This is a genomic window from Lentzea roselyniae, assembly GCF_039537795.1.
Taxonomy (GTDB): domain Bacteria; phylum Actinomycetota; class Actinomycetes; order Mycobacteriales; family Pseudonocardiaceae; genus Lentzea; species Lentzea atacamensis.
This window is the reverse complement of the sequence record NZ_BAABBE010000003.1, coordinates 336,490-359,114: the sequence shown is the minus strand read 5'-3', so window position 1 is coordinate 359,114 and position 22,625 is coordinate 336,490. Positions and strand designations below refer to the sequence as shown.

The following is a 22,625-nucleotide window of genomic DNA, read 5'->3' as shown; positions in this document are numbered from 1 at the left end:
GACCGTAGCAAGCTCACACGTCCGCCCGCGGTTTGAACGAGGCGGAAGCGGGTATTCGGCGCGCATGGCACGTGCGATCTGGAGCGGTTCGGTCAGCTTCGGGCTGGTGAGCATCCCGGTGGAGCTGTACAGCGCGACCGAGGACCACACGGTGCACTTCAACCAGTTCCAGCGCGGGACCTCCGACCGCATCCGCTACAAGCGCGTCAACGAGCGCACTGGGCGTGAGGTGCCCTACGACAAGATCGTGAAGGGGCACGAGGTCGACAACGGCGAGTACGTGATCGTGGAGCCCGAGGAGCTCGACGACATCGCTCCCGGCCGGTCGCGGACGCTCGACATCGAGGCGTTCGTGGACCTCGACGAGATCGACCCGGTTTTCTTCCAGAAGACGTACTGGCTCGGCCCGGCCAAGCCCGAGTTCTCGCGTCCGTACCTGTTGCTGGCGCAGGCGATGAAGAAGACGAACCGGGCGGGCATCGCGATGTTCGTCATGCGCGGCAAGCAGTACCTCACCGCGCTGAAGGAGGACAACGGGATCCTCGCCGTGCACACGTTGTTCTTCGCCGACGAGATCCGCAAGCCGGAGGACGTGCTGGACGTGACGCCCGAGGGACGGGCCCCGCGCGGCAAGGAGCTCGACATGGCGGTGTCGCTGGTCGAGTCCATGGCCGACGACTGGCGGCCGAAGGACTACCGCGACACCTACACCGAACGCGTCAACAAGCTCATCAAGGACAAGCAGAAGGGCCGCGAGATCGTCGTCGAGGCCGAGCCGCCGGAGGCCACGGGGGTCGTGGACCTCATGGAGGCGTTGCAGCGCAGCGTCGAGGCGAGCAAGAAGAAGCGGAGCGGCACCAAGAAGAAGGCCGGTTAGTGGCGTGGCCCGGAACGTTGCCGGGCAACGTCCCGGGCCACGCCACTAGCTCACCACTACCGCCGTGGCGTTGTCCGTCCCGCCCGCGTACAACGCCGCCCGCACCAACCGGTCGGCCGACGCGTGCCCAGCCATGATCGCCTCGATCCCGTCATGCCCCAACGGTCCGTAAACGCCGTCCGACACGAGAACGAGCCGCGGAGCCCGCGTCCCTGCTCGCCCGATGTTCTCCCGCGTCGCGTGCCGGACGGTGTTGGTCACGACGTGCTCCAGCCGTGGCTGCGGCACCACACCGCGCTCGCGGAAGTACTCCGCCACCGTGTGGTCGGTCGTGAGCTGCAAGAGGTCCTCACCGTTCGACGCGTACGCACGGGTGTCACCGGCCCACGCGACGTCGAAGCCCCCGTCCGGCCGGGCGACGGCCACCACGATGACGGCGTCCCCCGTGTGCACTTGGAGGGCGTCACGCGCGGCCAGGACAGCGGCAACCGGGTCGGCGAGGAGAGCTGCGGCCTGCGCGGCGGCGTGCGCGGCTTCGGCGGCCGCGGTGGAGTCGCCCACCCCGTCGGCCACGACGAAAGTGCGGCGGCCGTTGGTGGCGTACGCGTCGGCGTTGTGCGTGCGCGGTCCACGGTCCGACGCGTAGGTCACGGTCAGCGCGGTACCGAGTGGCATGGTGCGATCGATCAGCATGGCGACCTCCCTGACTCCACTAAGCCGCGCGTGCTTAGGAGTCTGCTGTCAGCACCCTGAGAAATTCTCTAGAACTTCGCCGCCCGACGAAACCGCTCCGCCGCCCGGATCAGCGCTGCCGACAGCTCCGGCGGGGAGACGACCTCGAACTCGACGGTGATGCTCGCGAGCATGAACACCACGTCGTCCATCGTCTCGCCTCCCACGCGCACGTCGCACGACGTTTCGTCGACAGCGAAAACCTCGCCGTAGCTGCGCCACTCCGAAGCCTGGGAAGCGGGCACGCTCAGTCGCACCACGCCCTGCACTGGCCACCGGTTCGCCACGCGAGCCGCCACGAACGCCCCCGCGTCGCCGCCCGGAATCTCACGCGGCGTGAACCGGGCACCGAACGGGGTCCGCACGCTCATCCGATCGAGCCGAAATGTCCGCCAGTCGCCTCGCAGCACGTCCCACGCGACCAGATACCAGCGACGACCCCACGTCACCAGCCGGTGCGGCTCGGCCTCGCGCAGGGACTCCTCCCCCGTGTGACCCACGTAGCAGAAGCGGATCCGCTGCCGGTCACGGCACGCGGTGCCCACCAAGGTCAGCAACGACGCGTCCACGGAAGGCGCCGATCCCGTGTGCGGCACTGTCGCGATCTCCAGGGCCGCCACCTGGTGCCGCAACGCGGACGGCAGCACCTGCTCGACCTTGAGCAACGCGCGCACGGCCGTCTCACCGATGTTCTCGATGCCGCTCGCGGTCCGCAGCCCGACGGCCACGGCCACCGCCTCGTCGTCGTTCAGCAGCAACGGTGGCAGCCGCGCTCCCGGTCCGAGCCGGTAGCCGCCGCCGGACGTGCCCATCGACGCGTGCACCGGGTAGTCCAGCTCACGGAGCTTGTCGATGTCACGCCGGACCGTGCGGGTGGTGACGCCGAGCCGGTCCGCGAGCTCCGCACCGGACCACTCACGGCGCGACTGCAGCAGCCCGAGCAACTTCAGCAAACGAGCAGAAGACACTGTAGGACCATATCTGTCCTACAGTGCTCATAGCGTCGTCAGCATGAAACCGTTCGAGATCAACGTCCCGCAGTCCGACATCGACGACCTGCACCGCCGCCTCGACCAGACCCGCTGGCCGGACTCGCCACCGGGCGCGAGCTGGGCCCAGGGCACCCCGAAGGACCACCTGCAGGAGCTGGTGCGGCGCTGGCGGGACTTCGACTGGCGGGAGCAGGAGCGGCGGCTCAACAAGATCCCGCAGTTCCTCACCGAGATCGACGGCGCCCAGCTGCACTTCATCCACGTGAAAAGCCCGAACCCGGACGCCGAACCGCTGCTGCTCACGCACGGCTGGCCGTCGACGTGCTTCGCGTTCGAGGAGATGATCGAGCCGCTGAGCCGCGAATTCCACCTGGTGATCCCGTCCGTGCCGGGCTTCGGGTTCTCCGGCCCGACGCGCGAGCTCGGCTGGACCATCCCGCGCGTCGCCGACGTGTTCTCCGAGCTGATGAAGCGCCTGGGATATGACCGCTACGTCGCGCACGGCTACGACTTCGGCGCCATGCTCACCCGCTACCTCGGGATGCGGGACGAGGTGCGCGCGATCCACGTCAACCAGATCTTCTCCGCGGGAGTGACGGCCGAGACCGCCGACATGGAGGTGGAGGCCGAGCGCAGGTCCGTGGAGAAGGCGTTCAAGTACGAGTTCGAGCAGTCCGGGTACGTGGCGGTGCAGTGCACCCGGCCGCAGTCGATCGCCTACGGGCTGACCGACTCCCCGGTCGCGCAGCTGGAGTGGATCGAGTGGGCGTTCCACACGTGGAGCGATCCGGAGATCGGCGTGCCGGTGGACGCGCTGCTGACCGACGTGTCGATCTTCTGGTTCACCCGGACCGCGGGCTCGTCGGCGCGCTACTACCAGGAGGGCGACGACACCTGGGGCGAGCTGGAGCCGGAGTCGCCGACACCGACCTCGGTGTCGGTGTTCCCGCACGACGTGGGTGTGCCGATCCGGCGAATGGCCGAACGCAACCACAACATCGTGCGGTGGACCGAGATGGAGCGCGGGGGTCACTTCGCCGCGATGGAGGTGCCCGAGCTGATGGTGCGCGAACTGCGAGAGGCTTTTCTTTTGTGACGGTCTCGCGAGGACCGAACACGCCCGACTACGGTGATCAACGTGCGGTTCACGGTCTTCGGCGGGGTCTCGGCGTGGGTGGACGGCCGCGCGACCGAGTTCGGTCCGACGCGGCTGGGCGCTCTGCTCGGTGTGCTGCTCGTCGACGCCGGCAGGGTGGTCGGAGCCGATGAACTGGTCGAGCGCGTCCTGGGTGACACGCCGCCGCCCCGTGCCCGCGCGATGATGCAGACGTGGCTGACCAGGTTGCGGCAGACGTTGCCCGGCCTGATCGAGCGCGAGGCCGGCGGGTACGTGGTGCGGGTCGATCCGCTGGAGATCGACCTCCACCTGTTCCGCCACCTCGTGCGCACCGGCAGGACCGCGGAGGCGATCGCACTCGCGGACGCGGAGCTGCTGTCCACACTGGACACTCCGTGGGCGCGGCAGAGGCGGCGGGACTTCGCCGCAGAGCTGCTGGCCGCACGGCTCGACCACGTCGACGCGCGGCTGAGCTCCGGCGAGCACGCGAAGCTGGTGCCGGAGCTGCAGGTGCTCGTCGCCGAACGCCCGTTGGACGAACGGATCGCCGCCCAGCTGATCGAGGCGTTGCACGGCAGCGGCCGCACCGCCGACGCGACCAGGCACTTCGAGCTGCTCAAGGCGCGCCTCGCGACCGAGCTGGGCGCCGAACCGTCCCGGCAGCTCACCACCCTGCACCGGCGGCTGCAGGCGGCGTCGGCGCCGCGGCAGCTGCCCGCGCCGCCCAAGCCGTTCACCGGCAGGGCGCTGGAGCTCGCGCAGCTGGACCAGGCACCGAACGGCGTCGTGGTGATCACCGGCACCGGCGGGGTCGGCAAGACCTCGCTCGCCGTGCACTGGGCACACCGGGCCGCGGCACGGTTCCCCGACGGTCAGCTCTACGTGAACCTGCACGGCTTCGGGCCGTCCGGCGCGGCGCTGAGTCCCGGTGACGCGCTGCTGCGGTTCCTGTCCGCGCTCGACGTGCCGCGCGCGAAGGTACCGCACGACCTGGCCGGGCAGGCGGCGTTGCTGCGGGACACGCTCGCGGACAAGCGGGTGCTGATGCTGCTGGACAACGCGACCGACGCCGACCAGATCGAGCCGTTGCTGCCGCGCACCCCGAACACGCACGTGGTGGTCACCAGCCGGACCGCCCTCAAGCCGACGCACAAGGCACGTTCGCTGCCGCTGGGCCTGCTGCCGCCCGACGACGCCCGCGAGCTGCTGACCGCCCGGATCGGCCACGACCGCGCCCAGGCCGAACCGGAGGCCGTCGACACCGTGGTCCGCCGCTGCGCCCGTCTGCCGCTGGCGCTCGCGGTCGCCGGAGCACGGGCGGCGACGCAGCCCGAGTTCCCGCTGGCGGCGCTGGCGGACGAGCTGGCAGACCTCGACGCGTTCGCCGACGACGATGACGTCACGGCGGACCTGCGCTCGGTGTTCTCCCACTCCTGCAGGGCGCTCAGCCCTCCCGCACTGCGTCTGTTCGGGTTGCTCGGCCTGATGCCGGGTTCCGACATCAGCCTCGCGGGCGCCGCTTCCCTGGCGGGGCTGGGACTGCCGACGACGGAGGCGCTGCTCGCGGAACTGGCCAGGGCGAACCTGCTCGACGAGTCCGAACCGGGCCGGTTCACGTGCCACGACCTGCTGCGCGACTACGCGGCGGAGCTGGCGCACGCCGGGGAACGCGACGAGGCGCTGCACCGGTTGCTCGACCACCTCGCGCTGACGGGGGTCGAGGCGGGCGTCGTGTTCACCCCCAGCCGCCACCGCCCGGCCACCCCGCAGCCGGCACCGGGCGTGGTGGTCACGCGGTTCGGCACGCACGAGGATGCGTTCGCGTGGCTGATGGCCGAGCACCCGACGCTGATGTCGGCGATGCCGCACGGCACCCCGGCGCAGACGTGGCTGATGGGCTGGTCGCTCGCGGACGTCCTCGACCGCCAGGCGCACTACCGCGATCTGCTGGCGTCACAACAACTCGCCGTCGCCGCGCTGGAACAGCTCGACGACACCGACGGCCTTGGCCGCACGTTGATCAACCTCGGCCGCGGGCTCGCCAGGGTGGGCAGGCTCGACGAGTCGACGGCCGCGCTCGAGCGGGCGTTCGAGGTGTACGAGGGCAACCCGGCAGGCCAGGCGGGAGTGCTGCTGAACATCGCGATGCTGTGCCCGGACGACCGGATCCCCGAGGCGCTCGAGCACACGCGGCGCGGTCTCGCGTTGTTCGAGGAGTGCGGCGACGAGTACGGCCAGGCCAACGCGTTGACCGGACTCGCATGGGGCTACGGCAAGATCGGTGGGTACGCCCTGGCCGTCGAGTACGCCGAGCGCGCCATGAAGATGTGGCAGGCGATGGACCACGTCATCGGCATGGCGGAGACGTGGGACAACCTCGGCACCGGCTACCAGGGCCTCGGCGACCACGAACGCGCGGCGCACGCGTTCACCCAGTCCTCCAGGTACTTCCGGCTGGGCGGCGACCTCCGGCTGGAGGCCGGAGCCCACGAACAGCTCGGCGACACCCATCTGGCCGCGGGTGACGCCGAGCAGGCTCGCCGTGCCTGGCAACGATCTCTCGACCTGCGCACCGGAGCCGGCCTGCCGGTCGGATCCGTGCTTGCGAAGCTACAAGCCGAACGCCAGTAGCACGTGCCCGTGCGGGTTCACGTAGTCCGACACGTAGCCCGACTGCACGTAGACCATGCCGTTCGACACCACCGCGCCCGTGCCCGGCCCCGCCATGGCACCGCCGCGCCCGGTCAGGCCGTTGACACCGCGGACGTCCTGGATGGTGTCGTGGGTCCACAGGATCCTGCCGGTCTTCGAGTCGTACGCGCGGAACTTGCCGTCCTGCGCGCCCAGCCACACCACGCCGGGTGTGCTGGACACCGGGACACCGTGCGCCGGAGCGCAGCCGGGCTGACCGGCCGCACCGCCCGTGGAGCACCCGTCTGCGGGCGCCGGGGTCTCCCACAGCACGCCGCCCGTCGCCGGGTCCACGGCGAACAGCTTGCCGGGATCGGCGGCGTAGGTCGCGATGTAGAGCCGCTCGCCGTCGTAGCTCGATCCCCACTGGATGCCGCCGATGCCACCGCTGGGCCACGGCACACCCAGCTGCCGGCGCCACACGACCTGCCCCGTCCTGGCGTCGAACACGTGGTACACACCCGACTTCTGGCCGACGCCGACGAGCTGACGCCCGTTGACCTCGAACAGGTTCGGCGTCGCGCCGATGTCGTAGTCGAGGTTGGTGTTGTCCTTCAGCCCTGGGCAGTAGCCCTCGGGATCCGGTTCGTTGCAGGCCCACCGCCACGTGTCGGCGTCGGTGACCTGATTGGTCCACTTGACGGCGCCGGTGCGGGCGTTGAGCGCGAGCAGCGAGTCGAACTCGCCGCCCTTGCCGGTGTAGTTCTGGCCGGTGCCGACGTAGAGCGTGCCGGTCTTGCGGTCGATCACCGGAGAGCTCCACACGCCGACGCCGGACGGCTCGAACCGCTTGGCGCCGTTGGGCCACGTCCCGACCTCGACCGGTTCCGGCACCGTGTAGTGGCGCCAGACCAGCGCGCCGGTGTCGATGTCGTAGGCGTCGATGTGACCGCGGAACGTGCAGCACGCGTAGTCACGCGGCAGCACGTTCTCGCTGCTCGACGTGCCCACGTACACAAGTCCGTTGTGGACGATCGGCGAGCTGGTCGTCTGCGCGGCGACGGTGTTGTCCATCTGGGTCTGCCAACGCTGCCGGCCGGTGCGCTGGTCGAGCGCGAAGAGCCGTCCGGTGCTGTCGCCGAAGAACACCTTGCCGTTGGCCACCGTCGGGCCGTCGGAGTTGTACGCGAACCGGCTGGCCGGTGGGAGTGTGAACTCCCACTTGGCTTTGCCGGTGCGCGCGTTGCGGGCGTAGAACTTGCCGTCCGGGGCGCCGAAGTAGATGGTGTCGCCGACGACGGCCGGTTGACTGCGGACGATGTAGGCCCCGCCCCTCTCGTAGGCCATGGCCCACTTGAGCTTGAGCTTGCCCACGTTGTGCTGGTTGATGCGCCACTCCGCGGCGTTGTGCCGGGAGCCCCTGAGGTCCTTCTGCCACCCGGCCCAGTCGCCGTTGGCGTGCGCCGTAGCGGGTGCGGCGGTCAGGACTGCTAGCGCCGCGGTGAGCAGCGCTGTGGTCTTGAGCATGGAATTTCCCCCTTCCGCCTTCCACCCTGGCAGTGGCGGAAGGGGGACGCGACCGCCCAAAGTCGTGTTGAGGCTTAGCCGATCGGTTGATGCGTCACGACGTCGACGCCCGGAAATCCCCGGCTGACGATCGGGTTCGGCCGGCCGTGCAGGTACTGGCGGAAGAACGCCGGGATGTAGGTGGTGGCGACCTTCCGTTGCTGCTCAGGGCTCAGGCCGGTGTCCGGGCAGCGGCTGTCGTTGTCGTAGGACCACTCGGTGTTGAAGTAGTTGTGGTTGGCGTACTTCGGTGTGACCGCGTGGATCGGCACGAGGTTGCGGCCCTTGGCGTTGTCGACGAACGTGCCGCCGTTCACCGCGCCGTCGCAACTGCCGGTCATGACCGCGAACGGGATCTTCGTGATCCGGTAGTCGAGGTTCTGCGGAGCTTCCGGGTCCGGCGCGTAGTAGTCGGCGGGCGCGAGCGGCAGCACGGCCTTGATCCGCACACCGGCCGGAAGCTCGGTGACGTGCTTGTCCGACGCCTGGTAGACAGCGCCGCGGCCACCTCGCGAGTGGCCGAGGGTGCCGACGCTGGTCAGGTCGACGTGGTTCTTGAACCCCTTGAGCCTTCCGGCGAGCGGACCCTTGCCGTCGTTCAGGTCGCGCCACATTTCGAGGTGCTTGCTCATGAGCGCGGCCCGCGCCACGTCCGCGGGTTGGCCCATCTCACCGGCGTTGACACCGTTCACGCTCACCGACACGACCACAAAACCCTGCCGCGCCAGCTCCTCCCCCAGGTAGTCGTACCCGCGGTAGCTCGGGAACGGGTCGCCTTGAGGGCACGGCCAGACCCATTGTTCGTTCTGGCACGGCTTCCAGAAGCCGTGCGCGAGCAGCACCAGCGGCCTTTTGCCGACGAGCGTGCGTGGCGCGTGCACGACGGCGGTGAGCTCGAGGTCCGCGACGGGACCACCCGGCTCGACGTGAAAGCCGGGCACCTGGAAGGCCCGATCACCGAGCGAGTACTCGACCTTTCTGACGTCGTCGCGGTGTTCCGGGGAAGCAGAGGTGTACGGCGCGGTCAGCACCATCGCGAACGCGACGACGGCCGCGGCCGTGCCGATCTTCTTGGGCGCGATTGCCATACCGGTGATCAAATCGGTCACATGTGGGGGACTTGTGAGGACCGTGTCACGGTTCTGCCACAGCGAAGTGGCCGGCGAACCCGCGGAACCGTTCCACCAGCGGTCCTCCTGCCTCGCTCAGCTGCCGCCACAGCTCCCGATGGCGGTCCACCGCGATCCGATCGCTCACCAGCACGACCACGGACCCCTGCTGCGCCAACGACTGCGCGTAGTCGTCGTTGCCGCGGAAGCTGAACACCAGCGGCAACGTCCCGACGAGTGCGCGCGGCGAGTGGACCACCGCGTTCAGGTCGCCGACCGTGTACTCCATCTTCATGACCGCGGGCCGGTGCTCGCACCGCTGTGGTGGCCGCGGTGCTCGGCGCGGTCAGCACCATCGCGAGCGCGACGGCGGCCACAACTGCCCCGATCCCTCTGGGCACGATTGCCATGAGCACGATCTCATCGGGCCCATGTGCGCCGAAGGTCCGGACTTTGTCACGGTTTTGCCACAGCGCCTTCGACACCGTCCAGCAGCACGCGCAGGCCGTTGCGGAAGTTCTCCAGGGCGTCGTTCTCGAGATAGGGCAGCTCGGGATCGACCGGTTCCCGATCCTGCTCCAGCAGGTGCAGCATCGGGAACTTCTTCTCCAGGTCGGGCTCGATCTCCAGGAGCACGGCGGACCGCGCGTACCACCACTCCTCGTCGGCCTCACCGGTCGCGCCACCCGCGGCGCGGGCCTCGGCGATGGTCTGGGCGGCACCGCGCACGAAGTAGTTGATCGCGCCGACGATGCCGCGCAGCTCGCGACCGGGCAGCCCGGTGGAGACCAGGATCGTGGCCAGGGCCTCGATCACGGCGAACTCGTGCGGGCCGAGCACCGGACGCGCCTGCGACACCTGCATCACCCACGGGTGGCGGCCGTAGAACTCCCACATGTCGTGCGCCCAGCGCGTCGCGGCGGGGCGCCAGCCGTCGTCGAGCGGGTAGGACGTCGGCAGTTCGGCCATCGCGCGGTCGTACATGAGGTCGACCAGCTCGTTCTTGCCCGGCACGTACGTGTAGAGCGCCATGGCGGTGCGGCCGAGACGCTCCCCCACGGCGCGCATCGAAAAGGCGATGCCCTCTTCGTCGGCGACCGCGATGGCCGCGTCGACGATCGCGTCCACGCTCAGGCCGGGCTTCGGGCCGGGACGTTTCTCCGCGCCCGCCGCGCGCCAGAGCAGCTCGATGGAACGGCGTGGGTCTCCCTGACCCGCGTAGACGACCACCTTGCGACTCCTTACGGCGTAAAGTAACCTCGTTGGCCGATACTTTACGGCATAAAGAATCAGTGGGGGAAGTTCTGATGACCGCTGTCGCCGACAGCCACGACGTGATCCAGGTCCGCGGAGCCAGGGAGAACAACCTCGCGGACGTGTCGCTCGACGTCCCCAAACGCCGCCTGACCGTCTTCACCGGCGTGTCCGGCTCCGGCAAGTCCTCGCTCGTCTTCGGCACGATCGCGGCCGAGTCGCAGCGCATGATCAACGAGACCTACACCGCGTTCCTGCAGTCGTTCATGCCGTCGAGCGGGCGGCCGGACGTGGACGCGCTGCACAACCTGAGCGCGGCGATCATCGTCGACCAGGAGCGGATGGGCGCGAACTCCCGCTCGACCGTCGGCACGGCCACCGACGCGCACACGATGCTCCGGATCGTGTTCAGCCGCCTGGGCGAGCCCTACGTGGGAACGTCCGGTGCGTTCAGCTTCAACCTGCCGGAGGGCATGTGCCCGGCCTGCGAGGGCCTGGGCAAGGTCACCACCATCGACGTGGACGCGATCGTGGACCGCTCGAAGTCGTTGAACGAGGGCGCGATCGACGCCCCGAACTACGGCGTCGGCACCTGGTACTGGCAGGTGCTCGCGAACTCCGGGCTCTACTCCCCCGACAAGCCGATCGCGGAGTTCACCGAGCAGGAACTTCACGACTTCCTGCACAAACCGACGACGAAGCTGAACATCGGCGGCACCAACGTCACCTACGACGGCCTGATCCCGAAGCTGCAGCGGACGATCCTGTCCAAGGACCGCGAGTCGATGCAGCCGCACGTCCGTGCCTTCGTCGACCGCGCGGTGACGTTCGCGACCTGCCAGGACTGCGGCGGCGCGCGACTGAACGAGGCCGCGCTCAACTCCAGGGTGAAGGGCCTCAACATCGCCGAGTGCTGCGCGATGCAGATCAGCGACCTCGCCGAGTTCGCCCACTCGATCGACGACCCGTCCGTCACGCCACTGCTCGCGACGCTGCGCAACACCCTGGACGCGCTGGTCGAGATCGGGCTCGGCTATCTCTCCCTCGACCGCGAGTCCGCGACGCTGTCCGGCGGCGAGTCGCAGCGCGTGAAGATGGTGCGGCACCTGGGATCGTCGCTGACCGACATCACCTACGTGTTCGACGAACCGACCGTCGGCCTGCACCCGCACGACATCCAGCGGATGAACAACCTGCTGCTCCGCCTGCGGGACAAGGGGAACACCGTGCTCGTCGTCGAGCACAAGCCGGAGACGATCGCGATTGCCGACCACGTCGTCGACCTCGGCCCCGGCGCTGGCGTCAACGGCGGCCACGTCTGCTACTCCGGTGACGTGGCCGGCCTGCGCGCCTCGGGCACGCTGACCGGCAGGCACCTCGACCACCGGGCGAAGCTGCGGCCGGAGTTCCGCTCCCCCAAGGGTTTTCTGAAGATCTCCGGTGCCAGGCAGAACAACCTCAAGGACGTCTCGGTCGACATCCCGCTCGGGGTGCTGACCGTGGTCACTGGTGTCGCCGGTTCCGGCAAGTCGTCGCTGATCCACGGGTCGCTGCGCAAGCGACCGGACGTGGTGACGGTCGACCAGTCACCGATCCGCGGGTCGCGCCGGTCCAACCCCGCCACCTACACCGGGCTGCTCGACTCGGTCCGCACGGCGTTCGCCAGGGCCAACGGCGTGAAGGCGGCGTTGTTCAGCGCGAACTCCGAGGGCGCGTGCACCCACTGCAAGGGAATCGGCCTCGTCTACACCGACCTGGCGATGATGGCCGGCGTCGCGACGGTCTGCGAGAAGTGCGAGGGCAAGCGCTTCACGCCCGAGGTGCTGAGCTACACGTTGCGCGGCAAGAACATCAGCGAAGTCCTCGGCATGTCCGTCGCCGAGGCGCGCGAGTTCTTCCCGTCCGGCCAGCCGCACGCCGTGCTGAGCCGCCTGCACGACGTCGGCCTGTCGTACCTGTCGCTGGGCCAGCCGTTGACGACACTGTCCGGCGGCGAGCGCCAACGGCTCAAGCTCGCCATCCACATGGCGGAGAAGGCGTCGACCTACGTGCTGGACGAGCCCACGTCCGGCCTGCACCTCGCGGACGTCGACCAGTTGCTCGGCCTGCTCGACCAGCTGATCGACGCCGGCAACACGGTCATCGTGATCGAGCACCACCTCGCCGTGATGGCGCACGCCGACTGGATCGTGGACATGGGTCCTGGTGCGGGCCACGACGGCGGCCGGGTCGTGTTCACCGGCACGCCGGCCGACCTCGTCGCCGGGGCGGGCACCCTCACCGCCCAGCACCTCAAGGAGTACCTGTCGTGAGCCTGCTGACGGTCACCTCGGTGCGGCCGCTGACCCCGCGCATGGTGCGGATGACGTTCACCGGCGACGGACTCGCCTCCGTCGGCACCTGGCCGGACCAGCAGCTGAAGCTGTTGTTCCCCAAGCCGGGTTGCTCCGCGCTGGTGTCGGAGTCTTCAGACGTCAACGTCTGGTACCAGGCCTACCTCGCGATTCCCGAGGAGCAACGGCCGTGGATGCGCAGCTTCACCGTGCGCTCTCTTGTTGACGGCCTGCTGACCGTGGATTTCGTGCTGCACGGTGACAACGGCCCCGCCTCCCGCTGGGCCGCCACGGCTCAGGTCGGTGACGTCATCGGCCGGTTCGGGCCGTCTCCCGACTACGCCCGGCCGCTCGGAACAGCGGAGCTGCTGGTGTTCGCGGGCGACGAGACGGCGTTGCCCGCGATCGCCTCGCTGCTCGAGCTGCTGCCCGCTTCTCGGCAGCGGCTGGCGTTCGTCGAGATCGCGGACCCGGCGGAGGAGCAGGACGTCCCCGGCGTGCGGTGGGTGCACCGCAGTGCCGGGGAGAACCTGGTCTCGGTGGTGACCGCTGCCGACGTGCCGTCGTCGGCCTGGGTGTGGCTGGGCGGCGAGGCCTCCGCGGTGCGGGCACTGCGGAGGCACTTCGTGTCGCTCGGAGTGTCCAAGAAGGACATCGAGTTCTCGGGTTACTGGCGGCGCGCGCTGACCCAGGACGACGCGCCGACCACCGAGGATCTCGCCGAGGCCCAGGAGCGGATCGCCGCGCTCAGCGAGTGACCACCAGGACAGCGCTGCCGGCCGGCACGTCGACCGCGGTCTTCGTGCCGGCCACCCTGATGTGCCTGGGCTTGGGCGTGAACTTCGCGTTCTTCTCGACCTTCGACCCGGCGATGGTGATCTCCGTCGAGTCTAGCTTCGGCGCCGTCAGCACGTAAACGCTTGCGTGGCGGGCCTTGCGCGGCAACGTGATCGTCGCCGTCACCGCAGACGCGCTCTTGTTGTTGACGAACACGTTGTTGCCGATTCCCCACGCCGTGACCTCGTCCGCGCCGGTGACGCTCGCCGCGTGGTAGGCACCGGGCCCGGCCAGCTTCCAGAGCAGCTCACCGTAGTAAACCCCTTGCACCCCGGTGGGATTGAGCCCGTCGAACTTGATCGGCGAGTAGTGCAGCGGGAACTGGACCGACGTGCCACCGTGGAAGTTGATGCCGGAACCCTGCCGCGCCGCGACGTCCGACATGTAGTCCAGCGACCACAGCGCCGCCGCCTGCACGTCACTCACACCTGCCGCGCCACCGTGGTAGTAGTTGTTCGCCTCGGTGACACGCCACTGCCCGATCCCGGTGGCCTCCCTCGCCTTCTGCATCGCGGCGGAGGCGGTGGGCAGCCGCCCCGACCTGGTGGACGCGAGCATGTCCGGGATGGAGGCCTTGTCGTTGCGCGCGATGTACTGGTGCGTGGAGAGGATGGTGGCGCCGCGGTCCTTCTGCGTGCGGCCGAAGTCCATGGCCCACGTGGTCTTGTTGGCCTCGCCGGGACCGTCGAACTTCGCACCCGGCACCTTCGCCCTGATCGCGTCGGCGAACTTCGTGAACAGCGCCTCGTACTCCGGCCACGTCTTGACGTAGACGTTCGGCTCGTTGCCGATCTCGAACGCCACGAGATCCTTGCCCAGGATCTCGGCCGCCTGCCGCGCTTCGTCGGCCGCGTTCTCCGGGGTGTTGGTCTTGAGGTTGATGCCGTAGACGACCTTCCACCCGGTGACCTTGGCGAACAGCGCCAGCTCCCGGACGTCCGACGGCGCGACCTCGTTCGCCTTGCCGCCCGTACCCTGCGGGTTCCAGGTGGTCATGTCCACGAGGTTGCCGCCGATGCGCAGCAGGCTGGGCCCGAGGAGACGGAAGAGCCGGACCAGGTCGGCGTTGCGGGCGTTGAACATGCGCGCCCCGACCCGGTCCTTCTCGTAGCTGAAGCCGGCGAAGTCCCTGCCGACGTGACTCGTGCTCGCGGGGTCCACCTGCACGCTGACACCAGGCGCGGCGTGCGCCGGGGTGCCGGTGAACACGATCAACAGGGCCGCCGCGACCGCTGCTAGACGCATGGAAGTCCCTTCGTCCGTGCGGCGGCGATCTGACTTTAGATCGGATGTTTCCGGAATTCGAGCACGCAGCGCTCATCGGCGACTTCTGTTACCGAGTCGAGCACCAACCCGTGCGTTTCTGCCAGCTCCTCGAACTGTGCGACGCTCCGCTCCTGTCCGCCGAAGTGCACCAGCATGACCAGGTCCATCTCAGTGCTGGCCCGCAGACCTCGGATGGATTCGACGATGATGACGCGGCCGTCGCGGTTCAGGGCGTCGACGCAGCGGGCCAGGACGCGGTGGCACTGCTCGTCGTCCCAGTCGTGGAGGATGTTGAAGAGCAGGCAGGCGTCCGCTTCCGGCAGCGGGTCGAAGAAGCTGCCCGCGGTCGCCCGCGCGCGATCCCCCAGCCGGCTGAAGTTCCGCAGCGCCGGTCCGACCTCCAGGTCCACGAGATGCCCGCACACCCCGGGATGAGCGTCCAGCACGGCGGCGAGCAGGTCGCCGGGCCCACCGCCGACGTCGACGATCATCCTGAACCGCGACCAGTCCACGGCGGCGACGAACTGCGGGATCCGGTCCCGGAGGCGCCAGGTCATCTGCCGGTCGAACGCGCCCCGCAGGTGAGGCTGCTCGGCGAGATCGGCCCAGAAGTCCCGGCCGTAACGCACCGGGTAGGCGGGCTCGCCGGTGCGGATGCCGTGGGCGAGGTCGACGAAGGCGAGGTCGGCGCGCCCGGCGGCGGTGTCCTGGTGGAGGAGGTTGTGCAGTCCGTTGTCAGCGTCCGCACAGAGGTGCTCGCCGAACTCGGTGGTGCGGTAGCCGGTGCCGGCGAGTTCGACGATGCCGAGGGTGACGAGGTGACCCAGCAGGAGTTCGAGGGCTCTCGGGTTGACGTCCAGTTCGGTGGCCAGGAGGTCGGGGGTGGCGGGATCAGCCCGCAGGCGGTCCGGCAGCCCCAGCGTCACCGCGACCCGCAACGCCATGGGTGTGACCAGCCCGGACATTCGTCGAAGCGTCTGCACGTCGTTGTCGTTTCCCACGTGGATTCACCCTTCCACCGGCGGTAACCAAATTTCTGCCTGCACTGAAGCCACAGGGAGAACAACTAACCGAGCTCGGACGCTTACGGTGTGCGTATGAAGACCAACTGGGCCGGCAACGTCACCTTCAGCGCGGCCCAGGCCGTCACGCCGACCACGGCCGACGACCTGCGCGCGATCCTCCGCGGCTCCCCTGCGGTGCACGTCGTCGGTTCCGGGCACTCGTTCAGCCCGATCGCCGACACGACGGGCACCCTTCTCTCGCTGGCGCAGATGCCCGAGGTCTTCGAGGTGGACGGCCGCACCGTCCGGGTCGGCGCGGGCATGACGCTCGCCGCCCTCGCCCCGCTGCTGCACGACGCGGGGCTCGCCCTGCACACGCTGCCCTCGCTGCCGCACATCACCATCGCCGGCGCCATCGCCACGGCCACGCACGGCTCGGGCGCGCGGTCGCTGGCGGGAGCCGTGCGGTCAGTCGAGGTCATGCGCGGTGACGGCTCGGTTGTCGAGCTGACGTCCGCGGGCGCCGCCGTGTCGATGGGCGCCCTGGGCGTGGTCACGAGCGTGACACTGGACGTCGTGCCGTCGTTCGACGTCGCGCAGACGGTCTACGAAGACGTCGCGTGGACGACGCTGCTGGTTCAGCTCGAGCAGATCTTCGAGGGCGCCTACAGCGTCAGTGCGTTCGTCGACTGGCAGGGCGGCGCGACGCTGTGGGTGAAGCATCGCCTGGGCGACGAGCCGTTCGCGTTTCCCGGTCGCGCGGCCGACGGGCCGCGTCACCCGGTCACCGGCCAGCCGCCATCGCGCTGCACCGAGCAGGGCGGCGTCCCCGGCCCGTGGCACGAGCGCCTCCCTCACTTCAAGGCAGAGTTCACGCCGTCGGTCGGGCAGGAGCTGCAAACCGAGTACTTCGTGCCGCGCACCCGTGCCGTCACGGCACTGCGCGCGCTGGCCGAGATGTCCACGGTGATCTCGCCGCTCGTGCAGGCCTGCGAGATCCGCACGATCTCCGCGGAACCGCAGTGGCTGAGCCCGGCCGTCGACCGCGACAGCCTCGCCATCCACTTCACCTGGGTGCCGAACACGCCGGCGGTGCTCGCCCTGCTGCCCAGGCTGGAGGAGGCCATCGCGCCGCGGCCGCACTGGGGGAAGCTCTTCACCGTGCCGCCGACGCTGCTGGCCGCGCGCTACCCGCAGTGGGACGCCTTCCGGGCGCTCGCGAACGAGCACGACCCGAAAGGCGTCTTCCGCAACGACTTCCTGACCCGCTACATCGGGCCGGCCGCCACCACGTGATGGCGTAGCGCCTCGGAGAGTGCCGTCATCGGGTGCCGAAGGTCTGCACCCAGTAGTGGCGCCACTGCGCATTGGCGTTGTGGGCGTAACCCACGCCGATGGACTTGTACGAGCAGTTCAGCATGTTCTTCTTGTGCCCGGCGGAGTTCATCCAGCCCACCACGACCGCGCTCGGCGTCGTGTACCCGGCCGCGATGTTCTCGGCCTGACCGGTGTTCTTCGGATACCCGGCCCGCGCGATCCGGTCGAACGGGCTGCTTCCGTCCTTCCCGGTGTGGCTGAAGTAGTTCTTTTCCGCCATGTCCGCGCCGTGGCCCTGCGCTGCCTGGTCCAACGCGTCGTTGCGCGTGAGAGCGGCACAGCCGACCTTGGCACGTTCGGCGTTGGTGAGCGCGACCACCTCTTCCCGGAAGTCCGGTGCGGCATTCGCCTGCGGTACCAGGCAGGCGAACATCAGGGTCGAGCACACCACCGCGGTTAATCGCGACAAAACTGTTCTCCTTGAACTTCCCGAAATGGGACAGGACCCGGAGAATGCTAGTGATCAAGATTCATACCCGTACCGGAGAAAGGAGCAATCGAGAACGCGCGAACGGCGGACGCCACACGACCACCGGACGGACTCGTTCGGCGGTTCCCAACGACCGGCTACGAAGTCTCGCCCTTCTGGCGCAACGCCTCCAGCTCGTCGTCCGAGAACCCGTACGTGGTCGCGATGGTCATCTTCGGGCACGTGATCAGCAGACCGGGCCCCCACTCCTCCACCACGACCCCGCGCTGGTTGGCGGACTCGAAGAAGGGCTTGCCCGAGACCGGCAACGACACCTCGCGGTCCCAGAACACCGTGCGGCGCGCGGCACCCGGCTGGTACTCGTGCGCGAACTTCAGCTGGTGCAGGAACGTGATCCAGCCCTCGGTGATGTCGTCGTAGTAGTCGTCCCACTCCGGCGAGGTACCCTTGGGCGCGCGGGTGAGCACGACGCGCGTGCCTTCGGGGACGGGCGTCAGCGCGAAGGTGTCGTGGCCGTGGACGATCAGCGTCGTGCCGTCCTCCTCGACGTTCTGGAAGTAGATGTGGTCGATCTCGGCGTCCAGCTCCGGGATGTCCCAGCCGTGCCAGTGCCGGATCTTCTCCTTGTCGCGGAACGACTGCCACACCTCGTCGACCGGCGCGGCCACGGTGATCTCGATCCGCACGCCCTCATCGCTCATCAGAAACTCCCGGATGCCCCAGCGCGACCACCCGGTACGGGCGGCCTTCCTCGGTGTCGTACTTCAAGGCGATCTGCCGCACCGCTTCGGCCAGATCGCTGGTGAACTCGTGGACTTCGCCGGGCGCGCCGAAGCGGACCGTCGTCTCCACGGTGAAGGTGAGCAAACGCTTTCCCGCGTCGGCGGCCGCGCCCGACATCCGGTCGACTTCCCGCGCCAACCCGGACGCGACCGACACCAGATGCGTCGCGGCGAACTGGTCCTGCACGCCGGCGTCCACGGAGCGGCCCGGCCTGGCGCGCAGCACGCGTTCGACGCAGCCGCGGCGCTGGCGTTCCTCGACCAGCTCGACGAGTCCTGCCTGCTCCAGCGCTCGCACGTGGTAGTTGACCCGCTGGCGCGGCAGGTCCAGCGCGGCCGCGAGCTGCGTCGCCGACGCGGGCGACTTCAACAGCTCCAGCAGCGAGCGACGCAACGGGGACAGCTCCACGTCCAGCACGGTCTCATTTGACAAATTCATTTGTCAATACCGGAACACGACCGGAAACGGTTAGGTTCGTTGACGGTTGCAACAAACCGCCCCCACCCTGTGAGCCGTGAGAACCCCCCTGCTGGTGGCAGCGTTGGCAGCAGCAGCGATCGTTCCTGTGTGGACGGTCGCGGCGCAGGCCGACGTGGTGCCCGGAACCGCTTATCAAGTGACGAACGTCGGCAGCGGAAAGTGTGTCGAATCGCTGGGATCAGCCAACGGCGCACAGCTCCGCCAACAGACCTGCTCTGGGCAGACGTGGAAGTTCACGCCCACGAGCGACGGCTACTTCACGGTCGGCGAAGGCGCTGTCTGGGACGTCTCGAACGTGTCCACCGCAGACAACGCGCTGATCCACATGTGGCAGAACTTCAACGCCAACAACCAGCAATGGCGCCCCGAGCAGATCGGCACGGACACCTACCGGTTCGTCAGCCGCCACAGCGGCAAGTGCCTCGACGTGCCCGGCGCCTCCACCGGTGACGTCCAGTTGGTGCAGTACACCTGCAACGGCACCAACGCCCAGGCCTTCCGCCTCACCACCGGCGGGCCGCCGAACCCGGGCCAGCCGGACTTCGGCCCGAACGTGCTGATCTTCGACCCGTCGATGCCCGCCAGCACGATCCAGGCGCGGCTCAACGACGTCTTCCGGCAGCAGGAAGAAGGTCAGTACGACGCGCGCCGGTACGCGATCATGTTCAAGCCGGGCAACTACAACGTCGACGTCAACATCGGCTTCTTCACCCAGGTTCTCGGCCTGGGCCTGCTGCCGGACGGCGTGACGATCAACGGTCAGGTGCACGTCGAGGCCGACTGGTTCCAGGGCAACGCGACGCACAACTTCTGGCGCGGCGCGGAGAACCTCGCAGTCCGGCCACCCGGCGGCACGAACACGTGGGCGGTCTCGCAGGCGTCCGCGATGCGCCGCACGAAGGTCTATGGCAACATGCAGCTCGACGACGGCGGCTGGTCCAGCGGTGGCTTCCTGGCCGACTCCGTGGTCACGGGCCAGGTTCGTTCCGGTTCACAGCAGCAGTGGCTGTCGCGCAACACGGAGTGGGGCTCGTGGACCGGTGAGAACTGGAACATGGTGTTCGTCGGCGCCCGCAACGCCCCGCAGACGTCGTTCCCCGAACCGCCGTACACCAACGTCGCGCAGACCCCTGTCGTGCGTGAGAAGCCGTTCCTGAACATCGACAGCTCCGGCAACTACAACGTGTTCGTGCCGGCGCTGCGCAGCAACACCAGCGGCACCACGTGGGCGAGCGGCACGCAGCAGGGCACGAACCTCCCGCTGTCGAACTTCTACATCGCCAAGCCGGGCACGAGCGCCGCGACGATCAACCAGCAGCTCGCCGCGGGCAAGCACCTGCTGCTCACGCCCGGCATCCACCAGGTGAGCGAGCCGATCCGGGTCACGCGGCCGGACACCGTGGTGATGGGCCTCGGGCTCGCGACCGTCATGCCCACCAACGGCAACATGGCGCTCGATGTGGCCGATGTGGACGGAGTGAAGATCGCGGGCCTCCTGATCGACGCGGCCCCGACCAACTCACCGCTGCTGATGCAGATCGGCGCACCCGGCAGCACCGCACGTCACCAGGCCAACCCGACGTCGGTGCACGACCTGTACGTGCGCATCGGCGGTTCGGCCGTCGGACGGGCCACGACCTCGTTGGTGGTCAACAGCCACGACGTGATCGGCGACCACCTCTGGCTGTGGCGCGGTGACCACTCCATCGGCGTCGGCTGGGATCTCAACACGGCGGACACCGGGTTGATCGTCAACGGCAACAACGTGACGATGTACGGTCTCTTCGTCGAGCACTACCAGAAGTACCAGACCATCTGGAACGGCCAGGGCGGCCGGACGTACTTCTACCAGAACGAGATGCCGTACGAGGTGCCGAACCAGGCGGCGTGGATGAACGGCTCGACGCGCGGCTACGCGGCCTACAAGGTCGCCAACCACGTCACGACGCACGAGGCGTGGGGCCTGGGCAGCTACATCTTCGCCAACGCCAACCCGAGCGTGGTGGCCGACCGCGCGTTCGAGGTGCCGAACACGCCGGGCGTGAGGTTCCACAGCATGGTGACGATCTCGTTGGGCGGCAAGGGCACGATCGAGCGAATCATCAACAACTCGGGTGGACGGGTGACCGCCGGTTCCACCGAGGCCTATCTGGCGAACTACCCGTGATGTTTCCCCGAAGATCAATGTTCCACTGATCGGGTTTTCGACCGCACATCCCCGTGCTCCGGTCCGCATAGACTGGAGCATGGGGATGTTCACAGAGCAGTTGCGGCTCATCGAAACCTTGAACCCGGTGTACAACGCCTTGACCACGGTGTTCGACGTGCCGGCCGAGCAGCCGGCAGGCCCGCTCGCCGGTGTCGTGTTCTCGGTCAAGGCCAACATCGACGTCGCCGGCGCCGCCACCACGCACGGCATGAAGTCGTTGACGGGCAACATGAAGACGGAAGACGCGCCGATCGTGGCACGGCTTCGGGCGGCCGGTGCGACACCGATCGCGCACGCGAACATGCCGACGCTCAACGCACGCGGCATGCACACGTACAGCGAGCTGGCGGGGCACACCATCAACCCGTGGGACGCCACGAAGTCGCCGGGCGGCAGTTCCGGCGGCGACGCGGTGGCGGTCGCGACGGGCATGGTGCAGATCGGGATCGGCAACGACAGCGGCGGATCGCTGCGGCTGCCGGCGTTCCTGAACGGCGTCTGCGCGCTGAAGCCGAGTTGCGGCCGCTATCCGCAGGGTGCGGTCTTCGGTCAGCCCGACCCGCCGTTTCCCACCCAGGTCATGACGGTCGAGGGTCCGCTCGCCCGCACCGTCGCCGACCTGCGTCGGGTGCACGAGCTGCTGTGCGGTCCCGATCTGTCCGATCCCCGCGCGGTGCCCGTTCCCCCGACTGGTCCACCAGCTCCTGAGGTGGCTGGTTTCGTGCCGGGCGACCCGGCCGTCGAGGCGGCCGCTCAACGGCTCGCCGACGCGGGCTACGAGGTCGAACCGGTGTCACCGCCACGGCTGGACGAGGCCGCCACGCTGTCGTTGCGGATGATCGCCACGCCGATCGCGCTCGGCTACGAGCAGTTCGCCGCGTTCGCCGGTGAGGACGTCGCCCTCTTCGCCCGTCATCTGCTGGAGGTGCGACCGGGGCTCGACCTGGCGGAGTTCCTCGCGGTCACCGCCACCCGCCTGGCCGTCCAGCGCGAGTGGGCCCGGTTGCTCGACCGGTACCCGGTGCTGGTCGGGCCCGTGTCGACCATCCCGTCGTTCGAACCGGACCAGGACCGTCCCAGCCCCGAGGCGCTGGCCGCGTATTTCGAGGCCACGAAGCTGTGCGAGGCGACCAGTTTCGTCGGGGTGCCCGCGGTGGCGGTGCCGACGGGGTTGCGGGACGGGTTGCCGACCGGCGTCCAGGTGATCTCCCGGATGTACCGGGAGGACCTGGCCCTGGAGGCCGCCGCAGTGCTCGAAACAGAGCTCAGGCCAGCCGTTTCGGTCGGTTGATCTTCATCTCGTCCATGTCGGTGACGGCGGCGCGCAGCCCGCGGAAGTCGACGCCCAGCGCGTCGAGGGCCGCGGCCGCGCGCCGCAGTCCCGCCTCGTCGGGCTTGCCTTCTCTTGGATCACTGGGAGCGGTGAGGATCACGCGGTAGCTGAAGAAGTCGAGCTTCTCGTCGAACGTCAGCCCGCCCTCCTCGCTGAACCCTCCGTCGCGCAGGAGGTCGAAGCCCTTCAGGTGTTCCCGGAGCGTTGCGCGCTGGTCATCGGTCAGGTCGGCGAACCGGCCGCGGACGAGTACTCGGTAGGTGTGTTCAGCCACGAGCAGACATCGTGGCCGAAC

The 22,625-nt window shown here is 68.8% G+C and carries 19 protein-coding genes and 1 pseudogene; 8 read left to right on the top strand and 12 right to left on the bottom strand.

Features of this window, described 5'->3' with window-relative positions; genetic code table 11:
• Positions 1-64 precede the first annotated feature (64 nt).
• A pseudogene (ku, locus tag ABFX45_RS07150) lies at positions 65-868 on the top strand (non-homologous end joining protein Ku); the annotation flags it as partial.
• A 54-nt stretch (positions 869-922) separates the two neighbouring features.
• Here ku and ABFX45_RS07145 read toward each other — a convergent pair.
• The gene (locus ABFX45_RS07145; RefSeq protein WP_346128480.1) at positions 923-1,570 is read right to left on the bottom strand and encodes a PP2C family protein-serine/threonine phosphatase; all 648 of its coding nucleotides are present in this window, start codon (positions 1,568-1,570) and stop codon (positions 923-925) included.
• A 68-nt stretch (positions 1,571-1,638) separates the two neighbouring features.
• Positions 1,639-2,577 carry a helix-turn-helix transcriptional regulator gene (locus tag ABFX45_RS07140; RefSeq protein WP_346128478.1) on the bottom strand — a complete coding sequence of 313 codons (939 nt, stop codon included), beginning with the start codon at positions 2,575-2,577 and terminating at the stop codon, positions 1,639-1,641.
• 43 nt (positions 2,578-2,620) lie between these two features.
• Between ABFX45_RS07140 and ABFX45_RS07135 the strand changes: the two genes are divergently transcribed.
• Positions 2,621-3,697: an epoxide hydrolase family protein gene (locus ABFX45_RS07135; RefSeq protein ID WP_109640168.1), complete on the top strand. Its 1,077-nt coding sequence runs from the start codon at positions 2,621-2,623 to the stop codon at positions 3,695-3,697.
• A 42-nt stretch (positions 3,698-3,739) separates the two neighbouring features.
• Complete coding sequence (locus ABFX45_RS07130; RefSeq protein ID WP_346128476.1) at positions 3,740-6,349, top strand: AfsR/SARP family transcriptional regulator; 2,610 nt, start codon at positions 3,740-3,742, stop codon at positions 6,347-6,349.
• Here the strand turns inward: ABFX45_RS07130 and ABFX45_RS07125 are convergent.
• The 4 genes from ABFX45_RS07125 to ABFX45_RS07110 form a co-directional block, all read right to left on the bottom strand.
• The gene (locus tag ABFX45_RS07125) at positions 6,329-7,876 is read right to left on the bottom strand and encodes an outer membrane protein assembly factor BamB family protein (RefSeq protein WP_109640170.1); all 1,548 of its coding nucleotides are present in this window, start codon (positions 7,874-7,876) and stop codon (positions 6,329-6,331) included. The two genes, ABFX45_RS07130 and ABFX45_RS07125, sit on opposite strands and share 21 nt — an antisense overlap.
• A gap of 74 nt (positions 7,877-7,950) precedes the next feature.
• Positions 7,951-9,003 carry an alpha/beta hydrolase gene (locus ABFX45_RS07120; protein WP_109640171.1) on the bottom strand — a complete coding sequence of 351 codons (1,053 nt, stop codon included), beginning with the start codon at positions 9,001-9,003 and terminating at the stop codon, positions 7,951-7,953.
• Between the two features lie 46 nt (positions 9,004-9,049).
• The gene (locus tag ABFX45_RS07115) at positions 9,050-9,319 is read right to left on the bottom strand and encodes a hypothetical protein (protein WP_346128473.1); all 270 of its coding nucleotides are present in this window, start codon (positions 9,317-9,319) and stop codon (positions 9,050-9,052) included.
• Between the two features lie 161 nt (positions 9,320-9,480).
• Positions 9,481-10,254, bottom strand: a complete 774-nt coding sequence (locus ABFX45_RS07110) for a TetR/AcrR family transcriptional regulator C-terminal domain-containing protein (RefSeq protein WP_109640173.1) — start codon at positions 10,252-10,254, stop codon at positions 9,481-9,483.
• A 77-nt stretch (positions 10,255-10,331) separates the two neighbouring features.
• On the opposite strand from ABFX45_RS07110, the gene ABFX45_RS07105 reads away from it, so the two are divergent.
• Positions 10,332-12,590, top strand: a complete 2,259-nt coding sequence (locus ABFX45_RS07105) for an ATP-binding cassette domain-containing protein (RefSeq protein WP_346128471.1) — start codon at positions 10,332-10,334, stop codon at positions 12,588-12,590.
• Positions 12,587-13,369, top strand: coding sequence for a siderophore-interacting protein (locus ABFX45_RS07100; RefSeq protein ID WP_346128469.1), 783 nt, complete (start codon positions 12,587-12,589; stop codon positions 13,367-13,369). The genes ABFX45_RS07105 and ABFX45_RS07100 overlap by 4 nt, the downstream gene beginning before the upstream one ends.
• Here the strand turns inward: ABFX45_RS07100 and ABFX45_RS07095 are convergent.
• Both ABFX45_RS07095 and ABFX45_RS07090 read right to left on the bottom strand, forming a co-directional pair.
• Positions 13,359-14,693, bottom strand: coding sequence for a hypothetical protein (locus ABFX45_RS07095; protein WP_346128467.1), 1,335 nt, complete (start codon positions 14,691-14,693; stop codon positions 13,359-13,361). The genes ABFX45_RS07100 and ABFX45_RS07095 overlap by 11 nt on opposite strands.
• A 35-nt stretch (positions 14,694-14,728) precedes the next feature.
• On the bottom strand, positions 14,729-15,715 hold the full coding sequence (locus ABFX45_RS07090; RefSeq protein ID WP_346128465.1) for a methyltransferase: 987 nt from the start codon (positions 15,713-15,715) through the stop codon (positions 14,729-14,731).
• A 96-nt stretch (positions 15,716-15,811) separates the two neighbouring features.
• Between ABFX45_RS07090 and ABFX45_RS07085 the strand changes: the two genes are divergently transcribed.
• Positions 15,812-17,014 (top strand): FAD-binding protein, encoded by a 1,203-nt coding sequence (locus ABFX45_RS07085; protein WP_346128463.1) that lies wholly within the window; start codon positions 15,812-15,814, stop codon positions 17,012-17,014.
• Positions 17,015-17,039: 25 nt separating this feature from the next.
• Here ABFX45_RS07085 and ABFX45_RS07080 read toward each other — a convergent pair whose 3' ends face one another.
• The 3 genes from ABFX45_RS07080 to ABFX45_RS07070 form a co-directional block, all read right to left on the bottom strand.
• Positions 17,040-17,504, bottom strand: a complete 465-nt coding sequence (locus ABFX45_RS07080; protein WP_211337615.1) for a CAP domain-containing protein — start codon at positions 17,502-17,504, stop codon at positions 17,040-17,042.
• Positions 17,505-17,662: 158 nt separating this feature from the next.
• Entirely contained in the window at positions 17,663-18,226 is a 564-nt protein-coding gene (locus ABFX45_RS07075) for an SRPBCC family protein (protein WP_146231771.1), read from the bottom strand.
• Positions 18,216-18,746 (bottom strand): ArsR/SmtB family transcription factor, encoded by a 531-nt coding sequence (locus tag ABFX45_RS07070; RefSeq protein ID WP_346128460.1) that lies wholly within the window; start codon positions 18,744-18,746, stop codon positions 18,216-18,218. Before ABFX45_RS07070 ends, ABFX45_RS07075 begins: the two co-directional genes overlap by 11 nt.
• A gap of 76 nt (positions 18,747-18,822) precedes the next feature.
• Here ABFX45_RS07070 and ABFX45_RS07065 point away from each other — a divergent pair, with 76 nt between their 5' ends.
• Both ABFX45_RS07065 and ABFX45_RS07060 read left to right on the top strand, forming a co-directional pair.
• On the top strand, positions 18,823-20,955 hold the full coding sequence (locus ABFX45_RS07065) for an RICIN domain-containing protein (protein ID WP_411711473.1): 2,133 nt from the start codon (positions 18,823-18,825) through the stop codon (positions 20,953-20,955).
• Between the two features lie 79 nt (positions 20,956-21,034).
• On the top strand, positions 21,035-22,288 hold the full coding sequence (locus tag ABFX45_RS07060) for an amidase (RefSeq protein ID WP_346128458.1): 1,254 nt from the start codon (positions 21,035-21,037) through the stop codon (positions 22,286-22,288).
• On the opposite strand, the gene ABFX45_RS07055 is transcribed toward ABFX45_RS07060, so the two are convergent.
• Positions 22,263-22,604, bottom strand: coding sequence for a DUF6204 family protein (locus ABFX45_RS07055; protein WP_112229565.1), 342 nt, complete (start codon positions 22,602-22,604; stop codon positions 22,263-22,265). The two genes, ABFX45_RS07060 and ABFX45_RS07055, sit on opposite strands and share 26 nt — an antisense overlap.
• Between the last annotated feature and the right edge of the window lie 21 nt (positions 22,605-22,625).

Coding starts and splice junctions, on each gene's coding strand:
- ABFX45_RS07095 (WP_346128467.1), bottom strand. CDS start 14,693: ATGCGTCTAGCAGCGGTCGCGGCGGCCCTGTTGATCGTGTTCACCGGC.
- ABFX45_RS07120 (WP_109640171.1), bottom strand. CDS start 9,003: ATGGCAATCGCGCCCAAGAAGATCGGCACGGCCGCGGCCGTCGTCGCG.
- ABFX45_RS07085 (WP_346128463.1), top strand. CDS start 15,812: ATGAAGACCAACTGGGCCGGCAACGTCACCTTCAGCGCGGCCCAGGCC.
- ABFX45_RS07075 (WP_146231771.1), bottom strand. CDS start 18,226: ATGAGCGATGAGGGCGTGCGGATCGAGATCACCGTGGCCGCGCCGGTC.
- ABFX45_RS07145 (WP_346128480.1), bottom strand. CDS start 1,570: ATGCTGATCGATCGCACCATGCCACTCGGTACCGCGCTGACCGTGACC.
- ABFX45_RS07115 (WP_346128473.1), bottom strand. CDS start 9,319: ATGAAGATGGAGTACACGGTCGGCGACCTGAACGCGGTGGTCCACTCG.
- ABFX45_RS07070 (WP_346128460.1), bottom strand. CDS start 18,746: ATGAATTTGTCAAATGAGACCGTGCTGGACGTGGAGCTGTCCCCGTTG.
- ABFX45_RS07135 (WP_109640168.1), top strand. CDS start 2,621: ATGAAACCGTTCGAGATCAACGTCCCGCAGTCCGACATCGACGACCTG.
- ABFX45_RS07105 (WP_346128471.1), top strand. CDS start 10,332: ATGACCGCTGTCGCCGACAGCCACGACGTGATCCAGGTCCGCGGAGCC.
- ABFX45_RS07060 (WP_346128458.1), top strand. CDS start 21,035: ATGGGGATGTTCACAGAGCAGTTGCGGCTCATCGAAACCTTGAACCCG.
- ABFX45_RS07125 (WP_109640170.1), bottom strand. CDS start 7,876: ATGCTCAAGACCACAGCGCTGCTCACCGCGGCGCTAGCAGTCCTGACC.